This is a genomic window from Kordiimonas lipolytica (genome assembly GCF_001550065.1).
In genome coordinates this window covers 71,807-90,226 of the sequence record NZ_LRUB01000032.1, presented here as the reverse complement: position 1 = coordinate 90,226, position 18,420 = coordinate 71,807, and the positions used below count along the sequence as shown (strand labels likewise).

The window sequence follows — 18,420 nt, the reverse complement described above, 5'->3', positions numbered from 1 at the left end:
CGCCAGTCGCTAAACTGGCCAAAACACAAGAAACGAGGTGACAGCCCAGATGGACGAACAGCAGTCAAACCCCTTTGCCTTTGGCTCGGTCCGGTTTGAAGTGGACATCAAGACGCTCAAGGGCCCTGCGGGTGAAGTGAAGCTTGAAGACAAGATCGCCGAACTGCTGCAGCTACTGTGCATGCGGGCGGGCGATGTCGTTTCGCGCGAAGACATACTGGCCACCATCTGGGCGGGGCGCAGCCTCAGCGAACAGACAGTGCCTGTGGCCATCAGCAAGCTCCGGAAAGCGCTTCGTGATGCAGGCGCGGAAGACACGCTGTTGCAGACCGTGCCCAAGCGTGGTTACCGCCTGGTGCTAGGGGGTGGGGAAAGCCCGGCTGACGTCGCCCATCCACCAGTCGCGGGGCTCAGGCGTTTCTGGCCGCTGGCCGCTGCCCTGGTTCTGTTTGCCGCCGTTGCCGTCTTTTGGCCGCGCGCGACGCCCTTGGTGCCGTCTGCCGGTGCTGCCAAGCCCGGCATCATTCTGACAGTGCAGGACATCCGCACGGAATCAGAAGCCGAGGAAGACCGTTCGCGGGTGATCGCGCTATCGGAGCTGGCATCCTATTTCCTGTCGCAGACGCCTGAGGTGCTGGTGATCCGTCACTGGTGGAATGTGGACGCCCCCGACCCGACGGGCGGCATCTTTACGCGCTACGGCGCGGACACGCCTGTGTATCTGCTGAAGGGCACGCTGATCAATGATGGCGCAAGCCGTGTGGTGACGCTGTTTCTCTCTGACCCCAAGACCGACGAAGTGCACTGGTCCGGTGTCTATGATGTGGCGAATGGCAGCGGTGCCCTGTTTGCCCGGCTTGGGGAGATGTTTGGCAGCGTTGGCGTATCGGCGATGGCTGAGGCCTCACCCGTGGGGCTGGAGGACGATCGTTACTGGGTCGGCCGCTATCTGGCACACCTCTCAACCCCGGGGGCTGCGAAAGGTGCGGCCAAACAGTGGCGGGAGGTGCTGGAAACTGACCCGGGCAACGCGGATGCACAGCGGGCGCTGGCTGCCCTGGCTGCCCGCTGGACCTCTGTCGAGGCACCGGTTGGGCCTATCCCAGAGGCGGCGGACGCGGGCTCAGACTATCAGGCGCTGGTGGACCGCGCGGTGCTGGCACTTTATCGCGATGGCGATCCGGCGGCGGCATCGGGCTTTCTGGACGATGTTCTTGCCCGCGCGCCGGGGGATCATTATGCACTTTCGCTGAAGGCTGAGGCACTGGTGGCCCAGGGCGACACCGAAGCCGCCCTGGCCCTATACCGCAAGGCCCTTCGTCTGGCGCCGTTCGCCAAGGCCTATGCGGGCCGGATCACAGCCCTTGAAGGTGATGCCGCTGGTGTGGACTAGGCCTTTTTCCGTTTGCCCAGGATGAAATTGAAATCCCGGCGGTAGAAGCGGAAGAATAACAGGCAGATACCCGAGACAGAGAACAACAGCGCCGACAGCGCCGTGATCATCAGAAGCGGGTTGTTGAAATCCTCGCGCTCGTCATAGTCCATGATGTGCAGCATCCAGAAAAAGTCAAAGAGCCGCCAGCGGTCTGTCCGGCGCCCGACCACGCGTGCTTCCGTGGGCGAGACATAGATGTTGGTGTTCTCCGCATCCGCGAAGGTGATCTGCCACACCGGCAGCGGCCCGCGATAATCGATCACATGCTTGTCCAGCAGCGTTACCGATGCCATGTCGGCCTCGGGCGCGAAATCAGCATCGGCGATGCGGCGTGCCCAGTCTTTGGAAAGCGGTGACATCAGCGCACCTGTTGCGGCGTTCCTCAGTTCCAGGCTGCCGTCCAGCAGCGTCATCAGGGCGACCGGCGTTCCCAGCAGGTCGCGGTAGGTCAGCTGCGTGGCTGGCTGGCCCGCCGCATTTGCCAGCGCCTGCGCAGGCATCAGCGCAGCCGCGTCGGCCGGTAACGCCAAGGGCGTTTGCTCCGCCGCATTGTGTCGCCCGCGAATTTCATTCAGCGGAATCCAGGACATTACCACGCCGCCAGCGGTCCAGGCGATCAGCTGCAGCCCAAGGATCAGCGCGACCCACTTGTGGGTCTGCGCGATATATTTATGCCATTTCTGTTTTGTCATTGTCGTTCCCTGAGCCCGGCGGCTTCTTGTTATTTATTGCCCAGTTTATTTGTCGGTCCAGTGCACCAGCGTGATCTGCCAGGTGCCATCGGTCTTTTTCATCACCAGTAGTTCGCGCGAGGAAAAGTCATAATCCTTGCCCTTAAAGCTGCCTTTCATGGTCGAGAAAGTCACCACCCACGCCAGGTCGCCATCTGCGCTTACCTGACGGTCCAGCACCGTTCGGGTCATGTGCGGGATGAAAGCCATGTCGGATTTCATGTGGCCAGCCATATAGTCCGCGCGGCTCTTTTGCGCGTGTCCGCCTTCAAGGATCATCACGTCAGGCGCCAGCAGGCGCTCAACCGCGGCTTCATCCGCTGATTCGATAGCCTTGTTGAAAGCATCGGCTACCTCTTCGGGGCTGGATTGTGCCGCTGCGGGCAGGGCCATCATCAGGACAAGGCCAAGCATGGCAACAAGTGTGTGTTTCATCGATTTCATTTGGTTTCCTCCCCATTTCCCAGCCTATGCCGTTCTAGCAGATAGAAGGCTGCCGGGATAACGATTAGTGTCAGAACAAGCGCGGTGACCATGCCGCCCACCATGGGCGCCGCGATGCGCCGCATCACTTCAGACCCGGTGCCGGTGCCATACATGATGGGCACCAGCCCGATGATCACCGTCAGGGTGGTCATCATGATCGGCCTCAGCCGCCTCAATGCCCCCTCGGTGATCACGCTGGCGAGGTTTGTATCAGGCTTTGGATGGGCCTCGTTTTCCTCAACTGCCTTATGCAGGAACACCAGCATCACGACGGCCGTTTCCACGGCCACACCGGCCAGCGCAATCAGCCCGACGGCAACAGCGATAGACAGGTCATAGCCCAGCATGTGCATGAACCAGAAGCTGCCGGTGAGCGCGAGCGGCAGGCTCACCAGCACCAGCGCCACGTCCGTCAGACGCTTGAACAACAGGAACAGAATGATGACGATCAGCGCCAGCGTCACCGGCACAATCAAGGTCAGGCGTTCCTTCGCGCGTTCCATATATTCGAACTGGCCTGACCAGCCGAGCGTATAGCCCGCGGGCAGCTTGCCAGCGCGTTCAAGGGCGGCCTGCGCGCGCGGCACATAGGTGCCCACGTCCACGCCTTCGATGTCCACGAACACCCAACCACCGGGGCGGGCGTTTTCACTGCGGATCATGCCTGGCCCGTCAGTAACGTGAATGTCAGCCAGAACCTTCAGCGGTACTTGTGCGCCTGTGGGGGTCACGACCGGCAGCGCCCGCAAGGCTTCAGGGCTGTCGCGCACGTCGCGCGGGAAGCGCAGGTTGATGGGGTAGCGCTCCAGCCCCTCGACCGTCTGGCCCACGTTGGCGCCGCCGATGGCTGAGCGCACAACATCCTGCACTGCCGCCACGGTCATGCCGTATCGCGCGGCATCATTGCGGCGCACGTCCACTTCAACATAGCGGCCACCCACCACCCGTTCGGCATAAACGGATGCTGTGCCCGGCACGTCCTTCAGGAGGCGTTCGATATCGGTGCCGATGGTGGCGATGGTCTCAAGGTCAGGCCCCTGGATCTTGATGCCGATGGGCGTCTTGATGCCGGTGGCCAGCATGTCGATCCGGCCCTTGATAGGCATCACCCAGGCGTTTGTCAGCCCCGGAATCTGCACCACCGCGTTCAGTTCCGCCTTGATCTTCTCAATGGTCATGCCCTCGCGCCATTCATTCATTGGCTTAAGCTGCACGGTGGTCTCGATCATCGTGAGAGGCGCGGGATCTGTGGCGGTCAGCGCGCGGCCGGCCTTGCCGTAGGCGGTCTTCACCTCAGGCACCGTCATGATCATCTTGTTGGTCTGCTGAACAAGTTCCCGCGCCTTGCCGACCGACACGCCAGGGAAGGCGGACGGCATATAAAGGAAGTCGCCCTCGTTGAGGTCCGGCATGAATTCGCTGCCGAGTTTCGAGAGCGGCAGAATGCCCGAAAGGGTGATGGCCAGCGCGGCCAGGATCGCAACCTTCGGGAACTTCAGCACGGTCTTCAATAGCGGCCGGTAGGCCGCGGCCAAAGCGCGATTGAGTGGGTTCTTGTGCTCAGGCGTGATTTTGCCGCGGATCAGGTATCCCATTAGCACCGGCACAAGCGTGACCGACAGGATCGCCGCTGCCGCCATCGAATAGGTCTTGGTGAAGGCCAGCGGGCCAAACAGCCGCCCTTCCTGGGCTTCCAGCGCGAACACCGGCACGAAGCTGACGGTGATGATCAGCAGCGAGAAAAAAAGCGCCGGACCCATTTCTACACAGACTTCCGCAACAATCCGCCAGCGGTTTTCATCTGTGAGCTTCTCGTCCTCTAGCCGCCTGTGAAGCCCTTCGATCATCACGATGGCGGCGTCCACCATGGCGCCGATAGCAATGGCGATGCCGCCAAGCGACATGATGTTGGCATTGATGCCCTGCGCCTTCATGACAACGAAAGCCATCAGGATACCAAGCGGCAATGAGAGCAGGATCACGAGCGACGAGCGGAAGTGCAGAAGGAACAGGGCGCAGGTCAGGATGACCACGATCATCTCTTCTGTCAGCTTGCCCTTGAGGTTGTCGACGGCGCGTTCAATCAGGCCAGACCGGTCATAGGTGGTGACGACCTCAACCCCTTCCGGCAGGCCGCTTTTGAGCTCTGCCAGCTTTTCCTTCACCGCCTGAATAGTGTCATAGGCGTTTTCGCCTGAGCGGATGATTACCACGCCGCCCACGGCTTCGCCTTCACCGTTCAGTTCGCCAACTGCGCGGCGCATCTGGGGCCCGATCGATATGGTCGCAACGTCCGCGAGCATCACAGGCGTACCTTCCTCAAGCCGCCCAACGGGGATGGCTTTCAGGTCATCGACGGACGATACATAGCCCTTGGCGCGGATCATATATTCGGCTTCGGCAAGCTCGATCACCGAGCCACCCACTTCGCCGTTCCCCATCTGGATGGCGTTTCTGACTTCCGCGAGCGTGAGGCCGAAGGTCCTGAGCTTCAGCGGGTCCAGCACCACCTGATATTGGCGAACCATGCCGCCGATTGTGGCCACTTCCGCGACACCCGACACGCTCTGAAGCTCAAACTTGAGGAACCAGTTCTGCAGGCTTGTGAGGTCTGCAAGGTCGTGTTTGCCGCTGCGGTCGATCAGCGCATACTGGTAAATCCAGCCTACGCCTGTGGCGTCGGGGCCAAGTTCGGGGCGCACGCCTTCGGGCAGCTGGCCCGCCACCTGGTTGAGATATTCCAGCACGCGGGAGCGCGCCCAATAAAGGTCTGTGCCGTCCTCAAACAGTACATAGACATAGCTGTCCCCGAAGAAGGAGAAGCCGCGTACATTGGTGGCTTTCGGCACCGCCATCAGCGCGGTTGTCAGCGGGTAGGTGATTTGGTCTTCCACCACCTTCGGGGCCTGGCCCGGGAAGCGGGTTTTGACAATCACCTGCACATCGGAAAGGTCAGGGATGGCGTCAAGCGGCGTCTGCCTGAGGGTGACAATACCCCAGGCAAGCGCGATAAGCGCCAGAAGCACCACCAGCACCCTGTGCTGTACGGATGCGCGGATCAGGGCGGCGATCATTCATGGCCTCCCATTACGTGGATGGTTGTCACCAGATAGCGGCCCTCCGGCGTCTTGGTGACTTCGAAATGAATCTCCTGTCCGGCTTCAAGAGTGCTCATGTCCACGTCGTCCGACACCGGGAAGATCATGGTCATGCCCATCATATCGAAAGCATCGATTGGGCCATGGCTGATGTTCAGCGTCCGCTCGTCCAGCATCACTTCGTTGATGGTGCCGGATGTGAAACCAGACTGGGGCTCAGGCTCTTCCATGGCCATATCTTCCATGGCCTGCTCTGGTGCGCTCATGCGCATGCTGGCGCCCTGGAAGCTGCTTTCCGCGTCCAGCATGAACTGCCCGGCGGTAACCACGCGCTCGCCAGCCCTGAGGCCACCAAGGATTTGCACGCGGCTTCCCACGGTTTCACCCACTGTTACCTCAGCAGGGCGGAACTTGCCGTCGCCTTCCGCCAGCATGACATGATTGCTGCTGCCCAGCCGGATCAGGGCGGTGGCGGGCACCACAAGCGTGTCTTCGATCATCGGACGGCTGATGCGGATGCGCATATACATGCCCGGGCGCAAGCGGCCGTCCGGGTTATCCAGCAGGATACGTACCGGGTTGGTGCGGGTCATTTTATTGAGGTCCGGATAGATATGATCTACCGTGCTTTCAAACACCGTCTCGCCTGTGGCGTCGGATGTGGCGGTGGCCTTGGCGCCGATACGCACCTCTGTCATGTCCGCCTCGAACACGTCAGCGATCAGCCACACCTTGTCCAGGTTGGTGATCTGCATGGCTGGCTTGCCTGCGGTGATGCGGGCCGCGTCGCTGACATTCAGCATGGTGACCGTGCCGTCCAGCGGTGCGCGCACAGTGATGGTCTGCCACGGTTTGCTGCGGCCATCGAGCGCGCCGATCTGCGCGTCGGTCAGGCCAAGGCCCACCAGGCGTTCGCGGGCCGATGCCACCAGCGCACTGCGGCCTGCCGTGCGGGCCTGCAGATATTCGCTTTGGGCTGTGACCAGTTCAGGCGAATAAACATCAAACAGCGCGTCGCCCTTCTTGACCCGCTCGCCTTCGGCGCGGACATGCAGTTTTTCCACCCAGCCGTCTGCCCGCACGTGTACGTGTGCAGTGGCCTTTTCGTCATAGGTGATCTTGCCGACCGTATCGATTACCGGCATCAGCATGGCGCGTTCAACAGGCGTGGTCTTGACCCCGATATTGTTGACAATGCGCGGGTCTACGGTTGCGCCGGCATAGCCCTTTGTGCCGCCCGCGCCTTCCTCATAGACCGGTACAAGGTCCATCCCCATGGGGGATTTGCCGGGGCCGTCACGGCGGTAAGATGAGTCCATCGGGGCAACCCAATAAAGCGGTTTCTTCTCCGCGGCTGCGTCGCTGCCGCTGGGGGTCATGGTGCTGCCTGCCAGCATGTATCCGCCGGCGAGGCCAAGGGCTGCGGCGGTGGCCGCAATCAGGATGGTCTTGTTCATTGGTCGTCTCCGGTCAGGAAAGTGAGGCCCGCGTGGGCGATGCCCAAATCGCGATAGAGCATGGCAAGGCGAAGGCGGCTGTCCACCAGCGCAATTTCGGCGCGGATCAGTTCTGAAAAGTCCACGTCGCCTGCGCCATAGGCGTTCCGCGTGGCGGTAACCACGCTGTTGGCCTGTGGCAAAATGGTGCCTTCGAACCGGTCGATGCGGCCCTCAAGATGGCGGATGTCTGCAAGCAGGCTTCGGGCTTCGCGCTCCAGATTGAGCCGCAGGGCTTCTTTTGACAGCGACTGGCTCTGCGCTTCTGCCTTCGCGGCCCTCAGCGCGGGGTCTTGCCTGCTGCCGGTCCAGAAGGGCAGGTCAAAGGTCACCATGGCAGACGCGAAATCGGACCGTCCGCCATAGCGCGCGCCATAGCCAACCTCCAGCCCCCAGGCGGGCTTGTAGGCCTCGCGCGCCAGCGCCACCTTGGAGCCAGCGGCTTTTTCGCGGGCGGCAGCGGCTGCAAGAAGCGGGTGCCGGTCAAGCGCACTATCAAGCCGGGCGGCCGCGGCGTCAGCGCGGGCCAGCAATGGCGTTTCAGCAGGTGCCCGCATGGCCTCTGCCCGGCCGATATAGCGGGCCAGCATTTCAACTGCCTGGTCGCGTGCCTGCGTGGTTGAGGCAACGCGGTCTTCCACAAGCGCGGCTTCAAGTTCAGTGCGGTAGATTTTCTGGATTGCGGCCTTGCCGGCGGCGGCAAAATTGCCTTCCTGAGCGGCGCGAAGTTCTCCAAGAAGGTCGGCAAGTCCCTTGAGTTCCAAATGCGCCACATGGCTATAGCGTGCCTTATGCCAGGCGATGGTGACGTCACGGACGATAGCGCGGGTGCGCTCAAGGGCAAAGGCGCTGTTTTCATCGGCCATGTGCATGCGCTGTTCGCTCTTGAGACTGCGGGTGTCGCCCCGCGGGAACATCTGCCTGACCCCCAGGTGCAACTGGGTCATGGCTTCGCGGTTCAGGTCAAAATCGTCCACCGGCAGGTTGCGCACGCTAAAGCTGGCTGATGGGTCCGGCAAGGCGCCTGCTGCTGTGGCGGCTTCGGTGTTTGCTCTTTCGCGCGCCCTATAGGCCTCGACCGATGGGTCCGTCGCGGCGGTCGCGAGCTTGATGGCTTCCTCAAGGCTGAGGGGGCTTTGGTTTGCGTGGGCCACCGCGCTGAACGCAGTAAGGCCGATGAAAAGGATAAGGATTTTGAACATTTTGGGTCACCTGACATTCGGGCGCATGAGGGCGCACCGCTGCAAAAAGATACACGTGTGGCGTGGTGTCAGGCGATTGGGGGTTCGGCAAACAGCCGGGTAGGGGCGCTTTCCGGTTCATGGAAAGTAGCCACTTCAACACGGATTTGGCCCACAAGCCGACTTGCGCTGGTAAGCGAATGCGGCATCAGCACCGGGGCGCTGTTGACGGCAAGCAGGCAGCAGGCATCGCCGGAAGGGCACTGCGTGTCTGTCTGGCAGTCGCCGCCTTCATGGTCTTGCATCTGTTGCATTTGCTGCATCATTTCGTCATCGCAACAATCCATGGCGGGGCCATCCACCCGGGTTGCCCCAGCGGATTGTCCCAGCATGGTCGCCAACAGGAAGGCGATTGCGATGATATGTGCGAACCGTGTCATGGCGTGGAGTTTAACCCCGGAGCAGGCTCCAAGGTCAAGCAGCTTTCTTTCACCTTTTGGTGACGACGGGTGTGCCAGGCTGTGATATTTGGGCGCAGACGGTTGCAATTTGTGCTTATGTAGCCATTGTTTAACCTGACTCAGCCTAGAGTGGGCTGACTTTAACCAATTGGAACAGCTGGGCAGTATGAGCGAACGTGTCGCCATTATCCGAAACCGGTTCGCCGGACAGGGCAAAAGCAGCCTTGTTGACAGGATCGCCGAAAAACTTCGGCGCGGCGGCCAGCACGTGCGCATGCTGGATACTGAATTTGCCGGCCATGCCACGGAACTTGCCACCAAGATCGCCGCGACGGGCGAGGCGGATGTGATTGTCGCCGCAGGCGGTGACGGCACGATCCGCGAGGTGGCCGAAGGCGCATTTGGGCACAAGGTGCCGGTGGGCATCATTCCGGCTGGGTCTGCCAATGTGCTCGCGCGTGAGCTGGGCTATATGAAGGGCGGACACATCAGTGCGCGGCATGTGGCTAACGCGCTTCTCTCCCGTGATATCGTTGACCTTTACCCTTTTGAGGTGACGCGGGCTGGCCGGGTGCAGCTTGGCTTGTGCTGGATCGGCGCCGGGTTTGACGCGGAGGTGCTCAGGTACGTCTCTCCCAGCCTCAAGGAAAAGATCGGGCGGGCATCCTTTGTGCCCGCGATCCTGCAGGCGCTGATGGGCGACAGCGAACTGCCTGACATTCCGTGGCATATGCATAAGAACAAGGCGGGCACATGCGCCTGGGCGCTTCTGGCCAACATCCGGCGCTATGCCGGGCCTTTTACGGTCACGAAAATGACGGACTATAACATCCACGGTCTCGCCTGCCTGATGAGCCAGGGCCACGGCGCCTGGCCGCGCATTCTGGATCAGCTCAGCATCGGCTTCAGGCGCTTTGACAAGCGGTGTGATGCCTGGATGCTGGAGGGTGCGACCCTTCATCTGGGCGACGACCAGACGCCCATACAGGTGGACGGCGATTTCCTTGGGTTTGGTGCGGTTGAGGTGACGCCGAAGAAACATCCGCTGCCATTCCGCGCGTTTGTGCGCCGGTAAGAGCACCAGTAAGAGCACCAGTAAGAGCACCGGTAAGAACAGCAGATGAGGGAGAGAGGGGCGGCGCACCACCCCTCGGTGCCCATCTTTTAGGGCAGGTCTATCTGCATGAAACCGTCGGGCACGCCCTTCAGGTTCACGGACTTACCTTCCCGGTTGATCATGGCGCGCACGCGCTGGCGCGTATGATTAAGCTGCGTGTTTGTGCCAATAGCAACGGGGGCATCAAAATGGATTTTGATGCGCCATACCGGGCACAGCTGTTTTGAGCTGCCATCGGTGCGCTCAAGCGTCAGTACAGTGCCTTCAAACGCACTGCCCCGGTAGATGCCTGTTGTGCGGTCGCCAACATGGATGGGTGGGCGGTTAGCCTGCGTGCTCTCTTGCTGTCGTAACTGGGCCGAGAGGGTGTTCCAGTCCCGGCACCCTTCTTCTTTTGATATGGCCTCCAGAGATTGCGCATGGCTAAGCGTGTGCCCAAGGTCGGACAAGTAGCTTCGGAGCCGCTTCGCGCGCCCCTTCATTTGGGTAATAAGATCAGTCATCGGTTCGCCTTTCGCGAACGGCAGTTCATTTGGAAACGGGGCCCGCTTTGCCGTCCTGAGCCGTTCGTGATGACGGTTTGGACGAATGATCTTCCAGGAAGATCGGTATTTACCCGGGGATCTTCACCATGCCCCTATGGGGCGCGGGCGGCAGGCGATCCCTCAATGCCTTGGCCGCCTTGTCTCACAAAAGGCTCCCTTGGTCAATCTTGATGGCTTCCATGACGTTCGTACCGGTGATACCGTCAGCCGCGGTAAGGGGAGGAAACACCGATGGCATCACCAAAATATCTGACGGCGCTTGGGCCGGGGCTTCTGTTCGCGGGCGCGGCTGTGGGCACGTCGCACCTTGTGCAGTCAACGCGTGCGGGGGCCGTGTTCGGTCTCGGGCTTCTGGCGGTGGTGGTGCTGGCGAATATCATCAAATATCCGGCCTTCCGTTTCGGTGCCCACTATGCCGCTGCCACGGGTCGCAGCCTGGTGGCCGGATACCGCGACCTGGGCTGGTTCCCGCCGCTCTTTCTGGGCGCGGTCCTGATTACGGCGGACGGTTTCGCTGTGGCGGCGCTCTCGCTGGTGACAGCGGGCATCGTCAAGGTTGTGTTCGGGCTTGCCATGCCCATCCTGTCCACCGTCGCGCTGGTGATGGTGGCGGCAGGGGCCTTCCTGACCATCGGCGGCTATCACTGGCTGGACCGGCTGAACAAGCTGTTCATGGCGGTGCTGACCATCAGCACCCTCATCGCCACGGTGCTGGTGCTGCCCAAGGTGGATTGGTCTTTCTATCCTGCGTCCGCCCCGCCAATTGATATCAAAGCCATGCTGTTCGTGGCCGCTCTTGCGGGCTGGATGCCCACGGCGATGGAAAGCTCCATTTTCGCGTCCCTCTGGACTGTGGCGAAGGCGAAGGACATGGGCCAAAAGCCCAGCCTCGCGGGTGCGATAGCAGACTTCAACATCGGCTATTGGGGCACAGCGATACTGGCGATCTGTTTCCTGCTGTTGGGCGCAGGCATCATGCATTCGGGCGCGGTTGAGCCCGCTGATACGGCGCCTGCCTTCGCTGCCCAGATCATGGGGCTTTACCGCGAAACACTTGGTGCCTGGGCTGTGCCGTTGATCGGCATCGCGGCCCTCAGCGTCATGTTCACCACCTGCCTGACGGCTTTTGACGGGCTTGTGCGGTCTTTCGTGGCGGTCATGGCGTCGCTCGGCGCCCCGATCGTGGAGGATGAGCCAAAGTCACAGAAGAAAGCCTATGCCTTCACGCTTCTGGGCTTTCTGCTGGCGGCTTATCTGCTGCTTACCTTCTTCCTGGGCGGCTTCAAGGGTTTTGTGGATTTCGTGACCTCACTTGCGTTCCTGACAGCGCCTGTTCTGGCCTTCTTCAATCACCGGGTGATAACCAGCGTGCAGGGTGTGGACCGCCCGGCACCGTATCTTTTGAACTGGAGCCGGGTGGGCATTGCCTTGATGGCGCTGTTTGCCGCCGGGTATCTATTCCTGGTTTTCGGCTAGCTTCATCTTTTTGAGCAGCGCTTCGTTCTTCATGTTTCTGGCGATGTCGGCGGGTGTGTAGCCATAGTTGCTTTTGATGGTGGGGTCAGCGCCCAGGTCCAGAAGCGCCATGGCGGCCTCTATCTTGCCTTCGCCCAGCGCCCAGGAAAGCGGTGTGGCATTCTCGCGCCCCAACGGGTCAACCGCCGCGCCCGCTTCCGCCAGCATCTGCACCATCTCAGCCTTGCCGCTCAGCCCCGCCATATGCATGGGCGTAAGGTGAAGCGCTGAGGCTTCTGACCTGTGGTTCGGGTCCGCGCCTGCTTCAAGAAGCAGTTGGGCGGTCTCAAGCTGGCCGTCACGCGCGGCCTCCATCAGTGGTGTGAAGCCGATGGCATCCACTTGATCCACTGGTGCACCCGCGGCCAGAAGCCGCTCTGCAATGGTCACACGGCCAAGCCGGGCGGCCAGCGCGAGCACAGGGCGGTCTGTGAAATCCAGCGTGTCTGCGGGCACACCCAGCATCAGGGCCTCCGCAACACCGGCATCATCGCCAGCCTCAATGGCTTCCACCATGAAGGCAGCATCCGGCGAGGGCATGTCGTGGGATGTGTTCAGCATCTTCACCAGGTCCTGGTGGCCGCGCCGCATGGCTATCTCCAGCGCGTTGCCGTGGCCGGTAAGACTGGTGTCTGCGTCATGCACAAGGAACAGCTCGACAAAGTCGCCGTAGCCATAATAGGCCGCCCAGTTGATGGCGGGGTCACCGTTTGTGTCAGCCACATTCACATCCGCATCATATTCAAGCAGTGTCTGGGCAAGGCCCAGGTCCTTGACCTGCACGGCCATCATCAAGGGCGTGGCGCCGATATAATCGGCCCACTGCACGTTAGGGTTGGCCCCTTTTTCGAGAAGCTCCACGACGACAGGCTCCAGCTTGTTCTGCACCGCGCGGAAAAGCGCGCTTGCGCCTTTGTCATCCAAAGCGTTTGCACCGGCGCCTGCATCGATGGCACTGAGGGCAGTTTCCGCGTCGCCTGCCATGATGGCATCCATCATGGCTTTGTCGGCCGCCGGGTTTGCTGACGCTGTGACACTGAAAAAGGCGATTAGAAGGAAAGACAGGCCCAGGCGTTTCATGATGCTACCCCAAATTGGTTTTAATTGCTTGTTTCCGGCGCGGCCACTGTGCGCCAGCGCGCCCACTTTCAGCAAGTACCTTTTGGTTTAACACGCAGGCGCTTGGCTATGATGTCTTTTGGTAACGCAAGAGGCCCATACATAAACAAAATACGGCTATGCGCTTTGTTATAATATTTCATTTTGGCGCATCAATGAAACGATTCATCGCAGCCGTTTTGTATAGCTTCCGATATATGGCTTAATGCGGCAATACCGCGATCAAGATAATGAAGCGCTGCCGAATTGAAGGGGGAATCATGAGAAGAATTGCCGTTTTGCCTGGCTTGATGGTCCTTGCCGTGACGGCTGTGACCGGTGGTGCCAGCGCGGGTGATGCAACAGCCGTCGCACATGGACCTTACCTCGGGCAAACGCCGCCGGGTATGATCGCCCAACCCTTCGCTCCGGGCATTGTGAATACGGAAGAATGGGGGGACGCGGGCGGTTTTTCCCAGGATATGACAAAATTCTATGTCAGCCGGTGGCGGCATTCGCGCGAGTCCGAGCAGCCAGAATCTGTAATATTCAAGCGAGTGGGGAATGAATGGCATAAGGTGCCAATGCCTGATGAAGAGCGTAAACTGTTCGAGTCACCGGACGGTAAGACCCTGCATTTCAAGGCTCAATATAAGGAGCGCACCCCAGACGGCTGGTCGGAGATGAAAAGCCTGGGCCCCGCGTTTGAACAAATTCAGATCATGACCTTGAAGGCCTCCGCCAAAGGCACGCTTGTGCTGGATGAAAGGGGCACCCGGGAGGGTATCAGTATCCTTCGTTATTCACGGTTCACTGACGGCAAATGGGAAGACCCGAAACCTCTGCCCGACGAGATCAATACCGGCATTTGGAATGCCCACCCGTTTATCGCGCCGGACGAGAGCTACATCATGTGGGACGGCGAGCGCGAGAGCGGCTATGGCGAATCTGATCTTTACATCAGTTTTCGGCAGGAAGACGGTTCCTGGGGCGAAGCGATCAACATGGGCGACAAGGTAAATACCGCAGCTGAGGAAGGTGGGCCAAGGGTCACGCCTGACGGCAACTATCTGTTCTTCAACAGAATGGTGCCGAAAGCCGGTGGCGACGGCAAGCGTCAGTCCGACTTGTTCTGGATTGATGCGCGGATCATCGAGGAGCTCAGGCCAAATTGAACCGGCTGCTTTGGGCCTTAGTCGACAGCCTTGACCAATTGGCGGTCGAAGTACCTGAGGAGCTGATCGAGCTTCTTGCCGCGCTTCAGGACCTGGCCGTCCATGCCCATGATGCGCCAGGCGCCCTGCTGGGTGCTGAGTGCCGGTTCCTTGATGATGCGGTATAGCGGCATCTCTGACGCGCGCCGGAATATGGAGAAGACAGCCTGTTCCTTTAGGTGGTCGATGGCATAATCGCGCCATTCGCCGGCGGCGACCATACGGCCATAGACATTCAGGATCTGGTTAAGCTCGGGGCGCATGAAATAGACGATGGTGTCTCGGCCCGCCTTCGAGGCGTTGCCGGGCAGTTGCCCCAGAGTATGGATGGATGATGCTTCGTTCATGCACTCCTCTTACCTGTCCAGTTTGCGGAAAAATGCGATGAATAGCAAGCGTGGCGCGACAAGCCCCCTTGAATCGGCTTGACCCCTTCCTACATGAATGAGATAACAAAGATGCCGATTTCATAAGAATAATTGGAACGGCACACGACAACAAAGCGAGGAATTATCCCATGAAACACGCGAATACTATTCGCCGGAGTGTGTTCGGACTTGCGCTTGCAGGTCTGGCCGGTGCTACCATTTTGACCCCAGCCGCAACCGCCCTGATGGCCATGCATCCTGAGCATGTCGAAGTCGTAAAGGACCGGGACGTCAAGGACTTCACCAAAATTCGCATCAAGGGTGCGATGGAGCTGAAGCTTGAGGCTGGCGAAAGCTTCTCCCTCAAGGTTGAAGGCGATGATGATGATGTCGCGCGCCTTGAAAGTTATGTCCGGAACGGCACGCTGACCCTTGATAACGCCAATGACGACGATGATGACGGCAACATTCATTTCAATTCCGATGACATCAAGGTGACGATCACCATGCCAACGCTTGAGGAATTCGAAGTGATGGGCGCTGTGGACGCGGAAATAAAAGGCCTGAAAAGCGAAAACCTTTTGATCGACCTCAAGGGCGCAGGCGCGATTGAACTTGAAGGCACGTGCGGTTCGCTCGACCTTGAACTGAAGGGCGCCGGTGAAGTGGATGCCGAGGACCTTGAATGCGCCGATGTGGAAGTGTCCGTTCAGGGCGTGGGCGAAGCCAAGGTGTTTGCAAGCGAAAGCGTTGACGCAGACGTGAGCGGCATTGGCTCTATCACCGTCTATGGTGAGCCCAAGAAAGTGCATCAGAGCGATAGCTTGTTTGGCAAGATCCGCATCAAATAATTCCGGGGGAGAGTAAAATGAAACACATATTGAAAACAACTGCTGCAGTAGCGGCTCTGGCTGTGGGGACTCTTGCAGCCCAAGCGGACGATATTGCCAAAGAAACCCGCGATGTGGGCGCGTTTGATGAGGTATACCTCAAAGGCTCCATGGATGTGGAAATCAAGGTGGGCAGCGAACAGTCGGTCCGCGTTGAGGCCGACGCCAACATCATCGAACATATCGAGACTATCGTGAAAGGCGATGAGCTGCACATCCAGCTGGAACGCGGCAACTATCGCAGCATCAAGCGCATGAAGATTTATATCACTGTGCCTTCGCTTGACGCTGCTGGCGTACACGGCTCTGGTGACATGCTGGTGGAAGGCGCCGAGGCAGAAGATTTTGATCTCCAGGTGCATGGTTCTGGCGATGCCATCGTCAAGAATGGCAAGTTCGGCGATCTGGATATGAGTGTGCATGGCTCCGGCGACATCAAGATCAGCGGCACATGCGATGAAGTTGAAGCCGACCTGCATGGGTCAGGCGACATTGATGCCGACGGCATGATCTGCCAGTCCGCGGAAGTGACGGTGCAGGGCTCCGGTGATGTGTCCGTGCATGCCAACGAGGCTGCCGATATCACGATCCAGGGTTCCGGTGACGTTGTCGTTTATGGCAAGCCGGACAAGCTGCGCACCAGCGTGCATGGCTCTGGCGATGTTGAGATGCGCTGATACATTTTCAGCCCTAAACCGAATTAAGCGAAACCCCGGCTCCGTGCCGGGGTTTTTCTTTGGCGGCTTCAAAGGTCGGCGCGGGAGGCTAAACCAAGGTTCAGGGAGTGCCCCGAAATGGTCACAAATGGGCCGCGCGCCAGCCGTATTGCAGGCCGAGATTTTAGCTGTTGGCCTCGACTGGCCCGACCGGTATGCGGGGCGCTGAACCCCTAGCCCCTTATCTCCGCATTGTCCCACGGTCGGGCCAGCACTATTTTCATACAATCATCAAAGTGTCTTATGATCACATAATGGTTTTCTTGCTCGACAAGTTCCCTTGTGCCGGGCACCCTAGCCACCCTGTCAGGCACCGTGCGATACCAGGGAGAGAGATATGAGACAGCTGTTTGAACTTTGCGGCCGTGATGAAGATGTGCGTTTCAGTCCCTATGTCTGGCGCATCCGTATGGCGCTCATGCACAAGGGCCTTGATTTTGAAGGCGTGCCGATCCGGTTCCTGAACAAGCAGCCGCTTGAAAATGCCCAGTCGAAAACTGTGCCGGTGCTGAACGATGACGGCACCTGGGTGAAAGACAGTTTTGAGATCGCGCTTTACCTGGAGAAAACCTATCCGGATGCGCCGCTTTTCGGCGGGCCGATTGCAGAAGGCCAGGCGCGGCTTCTGAATGCCTTTATCGATAACACGGTTGTGCGTGGCATCTTCCCGATGATTGTGGCGGACATTCATGCCCGGCTGGATGAAAAGAACGGGTCTTATTTCCGTGAAGCCCGCGAAAAATTCCTGGGCTGCAGCCTGGAAGAGGCACAAGCTGGTCGCGATGCAGCGTTGCCGAAGTTTCGCGCGTCGCTCACGCCCATCCGAAACACACTTGGTTTTCAAAAGTTCCTGTCTGGCGATGCGCCGGCCTGGGCAGACTATTGCCTGTTCGGCACCCTGATGTGGGCCCGCATCGCCAGCGACTTCGAGCTTCTTGATGCGGATGACCCGATTCATGCGTGGCGCGAGAGCATGTTGGACCTGTTTGACGGCTATGCCAGATCAGCCAAGCTAGCTTATTAGACTCGCGGGTCTTGCCTTGACCCGCCTGAGACTTTATCTAGCAGACGAAGAATAACGAAAGGCCGCGCCGAAGCGGCCACCGACCGAAGGGGGATATCTGGTCATGGATGTGTTACTTGAAGCACAGGACCTTAGAAAACATTTCGGCACCCTCAAGGCTGTGGACGGCATTTCGCTTTCCTTGAAGAAGGGCGAAGTGCTTGGTTTCCTTGGGCCGAACGGCGCCGGCAAAACCACCACTATGAAGATGCTGACTGGCTTCCTCGCCCCCACCAATGGGCGGGCCATTGTTTGTGGTGAAACCATCTCTACGGGCAATGTGGCTGCCCGGAAGCGTATCGGCTATCTGCCGGAAGGGGCGCCACTATACGGCGACATGACCAGCAAGGATTTCCTGATGTTTGTTGCGGCCGCGCACGGCATCGAAGGCGGCGAAGCGCGGGACGTGGTGGAAAGTGCCGCAGGTGCTGTGCATCTTCACAGTGTGATGGACCAGCGTGTCGAGACGCTCTCGAAAGGTTTCAAGCGCCGGGTAGGCTTGGCTGCTGCTATTTTGCATGCGCCGGATGTTCTGATCCTTGACGAGCCCACTGACGGGCTTGATCCCAACCAGAAACATGAAGTCAGGCGCCTGATCGAAGCCATGTCGGTCGACCGGGCGATCATTATCTCCACCCACATTCTGGAAGAGGTGGACGCGCTCTGTCACCGCGCGGTCATCATCAACAAGGGCAGCATCGTGGCTGACGGCACACCGTCTGAGCTGCGGGCCCGGTCGAAATACAGGAACGCGGTCACCATGCTTGTGCCCCGCTCGGAAGCGGAAAAAGCGGCATCTGCGCTTAAATCGATCCGTATGGTGGCCAAGGTTGAAGCCGCGACGGAAGGCGATGATGTACGCCTGACGGTGCTGGCGCGCGAAGGCGCGGAAATCGCCGACCAGATCGGTGATATCGCCGCAGTCAGCAACTGGAAGGTCAGGCAGTTTTCGGTTGAGGCCGGGCGGCTCGATGATGTGTTCCGCCAGGTTACGGAGGGCCGGTAA

Annotated in this window: 17 protein-coding genes; 8 read left to right on the top strand and 9 right to left on the bottom strand. The window is 59.6% G+C overall.

Annotation, left to right across the window (positions count from 1 at the left end):
* Positions 1–37: 37 nt before the first annotated feature.
* Positions 38–1,393, top strand: a complete 1,356-nt coding sequence (locus KORM41_RS16175; RefSeq protein ID WP_156432023.1) for a winged helix-turn-helix domain-containing protein — start codon at positions 38–40, stop codon at positions 1,391–1,393.
* Here KORM41_RS16175 and KORM41_RS16170 read toward each other — a convergent pair.
* From KORM41_RS16170 to KORM41_RS16145, 6 genes are all read right to left on the bottom strand, one after another.
* The gene (locus tag KORM41_RS16170; RefSeq protein WP_068150534.1) at positions 1,390–2,127 is read right to left on the bottom strand and encodes a PepSY domain-containing protein; all 738 of its coding nucleotides are present in this window, start codon (positions 2,125–2,127) and stop codon (positions 1,390–1,392) included. The two genes, KORM41_RS16175 and KORM41_RS16170, sit on opposite strands and share 4 nt — an antisense overlap.
* A gap of 45 nt (positions 2,128–2,172) precedes the next feature.
* Positions 2,173–2,610, bottom strand: coding sequence for a YybH family protein (locus KORM41_RS16165; protein ID WP_068150527.1), 438 nt, complete (start codon positions 2,608–2,610; stop codon positions 2,173–2,175).
* The gene (locus KORM41_RS16160) at positions 2,607–5,726 is read right to left on the bottom strand and encodes an efflux RND transporter permease subunit (protein WP_068150524.1); all 3,120 of its coding nucleotides are present in this window, start codon (positions 5,724–5,726) and stop codon (positions 2,607–2,609) included. The genes KORM41_RS16165 and KORM41_RS16160 overlap by 4 nt, the downstream gene beginning before the upstream one ends.
* Positions 5,723–7,207 (bottom strand): efflux RND transporter periplasmic adaptor subunit, encoded by a 1,485-nt coding sequence (locus tag KORM41_RS16155; protein ID WP_068150522.1) that lies wholly within the window; start codon positions 7,205–7,207, stop codon positions 5,723–5,725. Before KORM41_RS16155 ends, KORM41_RS16160 begins: the two co-directional genes overlap by 4 nt.
* The gene (locus KORM41_RS16150) at positions 7,204–8,448 is read right to left on the bottom strand and encodes a TolC family protein (RefSeq protein ID WP_068150519.1); all 1,245 of its coding nucleotides are present in this window, start codon (positions 8,446–8,448) and stop codon (positions 7,204–7,206) included. The genes KORM41_RS16155 and KORM41_RS16150 overlap by 4 nt, the downstream gene beginning before the upstream one ends.
* A 68-nt stretch (positions 8,449–8,516) precedes the next feature.
* Positions 8,517–8,867 carry a hypothetical protein gene (locus KORM41_RS16145; RefSeq protein ID WP_068150516.1) on the bottom strand — a complete coding sequence of 117 codons (351 nt, stop codon included), beginning with the start codon at positions 8,865–8,867 and terminating at the stop codon, positions 8,517–8,519.
* A gap of 187 nt (positions 8,868–9,054) precedes the next feature.
* Here KORM41_RS16145 and KORM41_RS16140 point away from each other — a divergent pair, with 187 nt between their 5' ends.
* The gene (locus KORM41_RS16140; protein ID WP_068150514.1) at positions 9,055–9,963 is read left to right on the top strand and encodes a diacylglycerol/lipid kinase family protein; all 909 of its coding nucleotides are present in this window, start codon (positions 9,055–9,057) and stop codon (positions 9,961–9,963) included.
* Positions 9,964–10,052: 89 nt separating this feature from the next.
* Here the strand turns inward: KORM41_RS16140 and KORM41_RS16135 are convergent, their stop codons facing one another.
* The gene (locus KORM41_RS16135) at positions 10,053–10,508 is read right to left on the bottom strand and encodes a glyoxalase superfamily protein (RefSeq protein ID WP_068150512.1); all 456 of its coding nucleotides are present in this window, start codon (positions 10,506–10,508) and stop codon (positions 10,053–10,055) included.
* 273 nt (positions 10,509–10,781) lie between these two features.
* Between KORM41_RS16135 and KORM41_RS16130 the strand changes: the two genes are divergently transcribed.
* Positions 10,782–12,026 carry an NRAMP family divalent metal transporter gene (locus tag KORM41_RS16130; protein WP_068150508.1) on the top strand — a complete coding sequence of 415 codons (1,245 nt, stop codon included), beginning with the start codon at positions 10,782–10,784 and terminating at the stop codon, positions 12,024–12,026.
* Here KORM41_RS16130 and KORM41_RS16125 read toward each other — a convergent pair.
* Entirely contained in the window at positions 12,006–13,145 is a 1,140-nt protein-coding gene (locus KORM41_RS16125) for an ankyrin repeat domain-containing protein (protein ID WP_068150504.1), read from the bottom strand. The two genes, KORM41_RS16130 and KORM41_RS16125, sit on opposite strands and share 21 nt — an antisense overlap.
* Positions 13,146–13,444: 299 nt before the next feature.
* Here KORM41_RS16125 and KORM41_RS16120 point away from each other — a divergent pair, with 299 nt between their 5' ends.
* Positions 13,445–14,338: a TolB-like translocation protein gene (locus KORM41_RS16120; protein ID WP_197421212.1), complete on the top strand. Its 894-nt coding sequence runs from the start codon at positions 13,445–13,447 to the stop codon at positions 14,336–14,338.
* A 17-nt stretch (positions 14,339–14,355) separates the two neighbouring features.
* On the opposite strand, the gene KORM41_RS16115 is transcribed toward KORM41_RS16120, so the two are convergent.
* Positions 14,356–14,724: a DUF2794 domain-containing protein gene (locus KORM41_RS16115; protein ID WP_068150498.1), complete on the bottom strand. Its 369-nt coding sequence runs from the start codon at positions 14,722–14,724 to the stop codon at positions 14,356–14,358.
* A gap of 170 nt (positions 14,725–14,894) precedes the next feature.
* On the opposite strand from KORM41_RS16115, the gene KORM41_RS16110 reads away from it, so the two are divergent.
* The 4 genes from KORM41_RS16110 (at position 14,895) to KORM41_RS16095 (ending at position 18,420) form a co-directional block, all read left to right on the top strand.
* Positions 14,895–15,596 carry a head GIN domain-containing protein gene (locus tag KORM41_RS16110; RefSeq protein ID WP_068150495.1) on the top strand — a complete coding sequence of 234 codons (702 nt, stop codon included), beginning with the start codon at positions 14,895–14,897 and terminating at the stop codon, positions 15,594–15,596.
* A 17-nt stretch (positions 15,597–15,613) separates the two neighbouring features.
* Entirely contained in the window at positions 15,614–16,312 is a 699-nt protein-coding gene (locus KORM41_RS16105) for a head GIN domain-containing protein (RefSeq protein ID WP_068150492.1), read from the top strand.
* A gap of 376 nt (positions 16,313–16,688) precedes the next feature.
* A complete protein-coding gene (locus tag KORM41_RS16100) occupies positions 16,689–17,375 on the top strand; it encodes a glutathione S-transferase family protein (RefSeq protein ID WP_068150489.1) in 687 nt (228 codons plus the stop codon).
* A gap of 103 nt (positions 17,376–17,478) precedes the next feature.
* Positions 17,479–18,420, top strand: a complete 942-nt coding sequence (locus KORM41_RS16095) for an ABC transporter ATP-binding protein (RefSeq protein ID WP_068150485.1) — start codon at positions 17,479–17,481, stop codon at positions 18,418–18,420.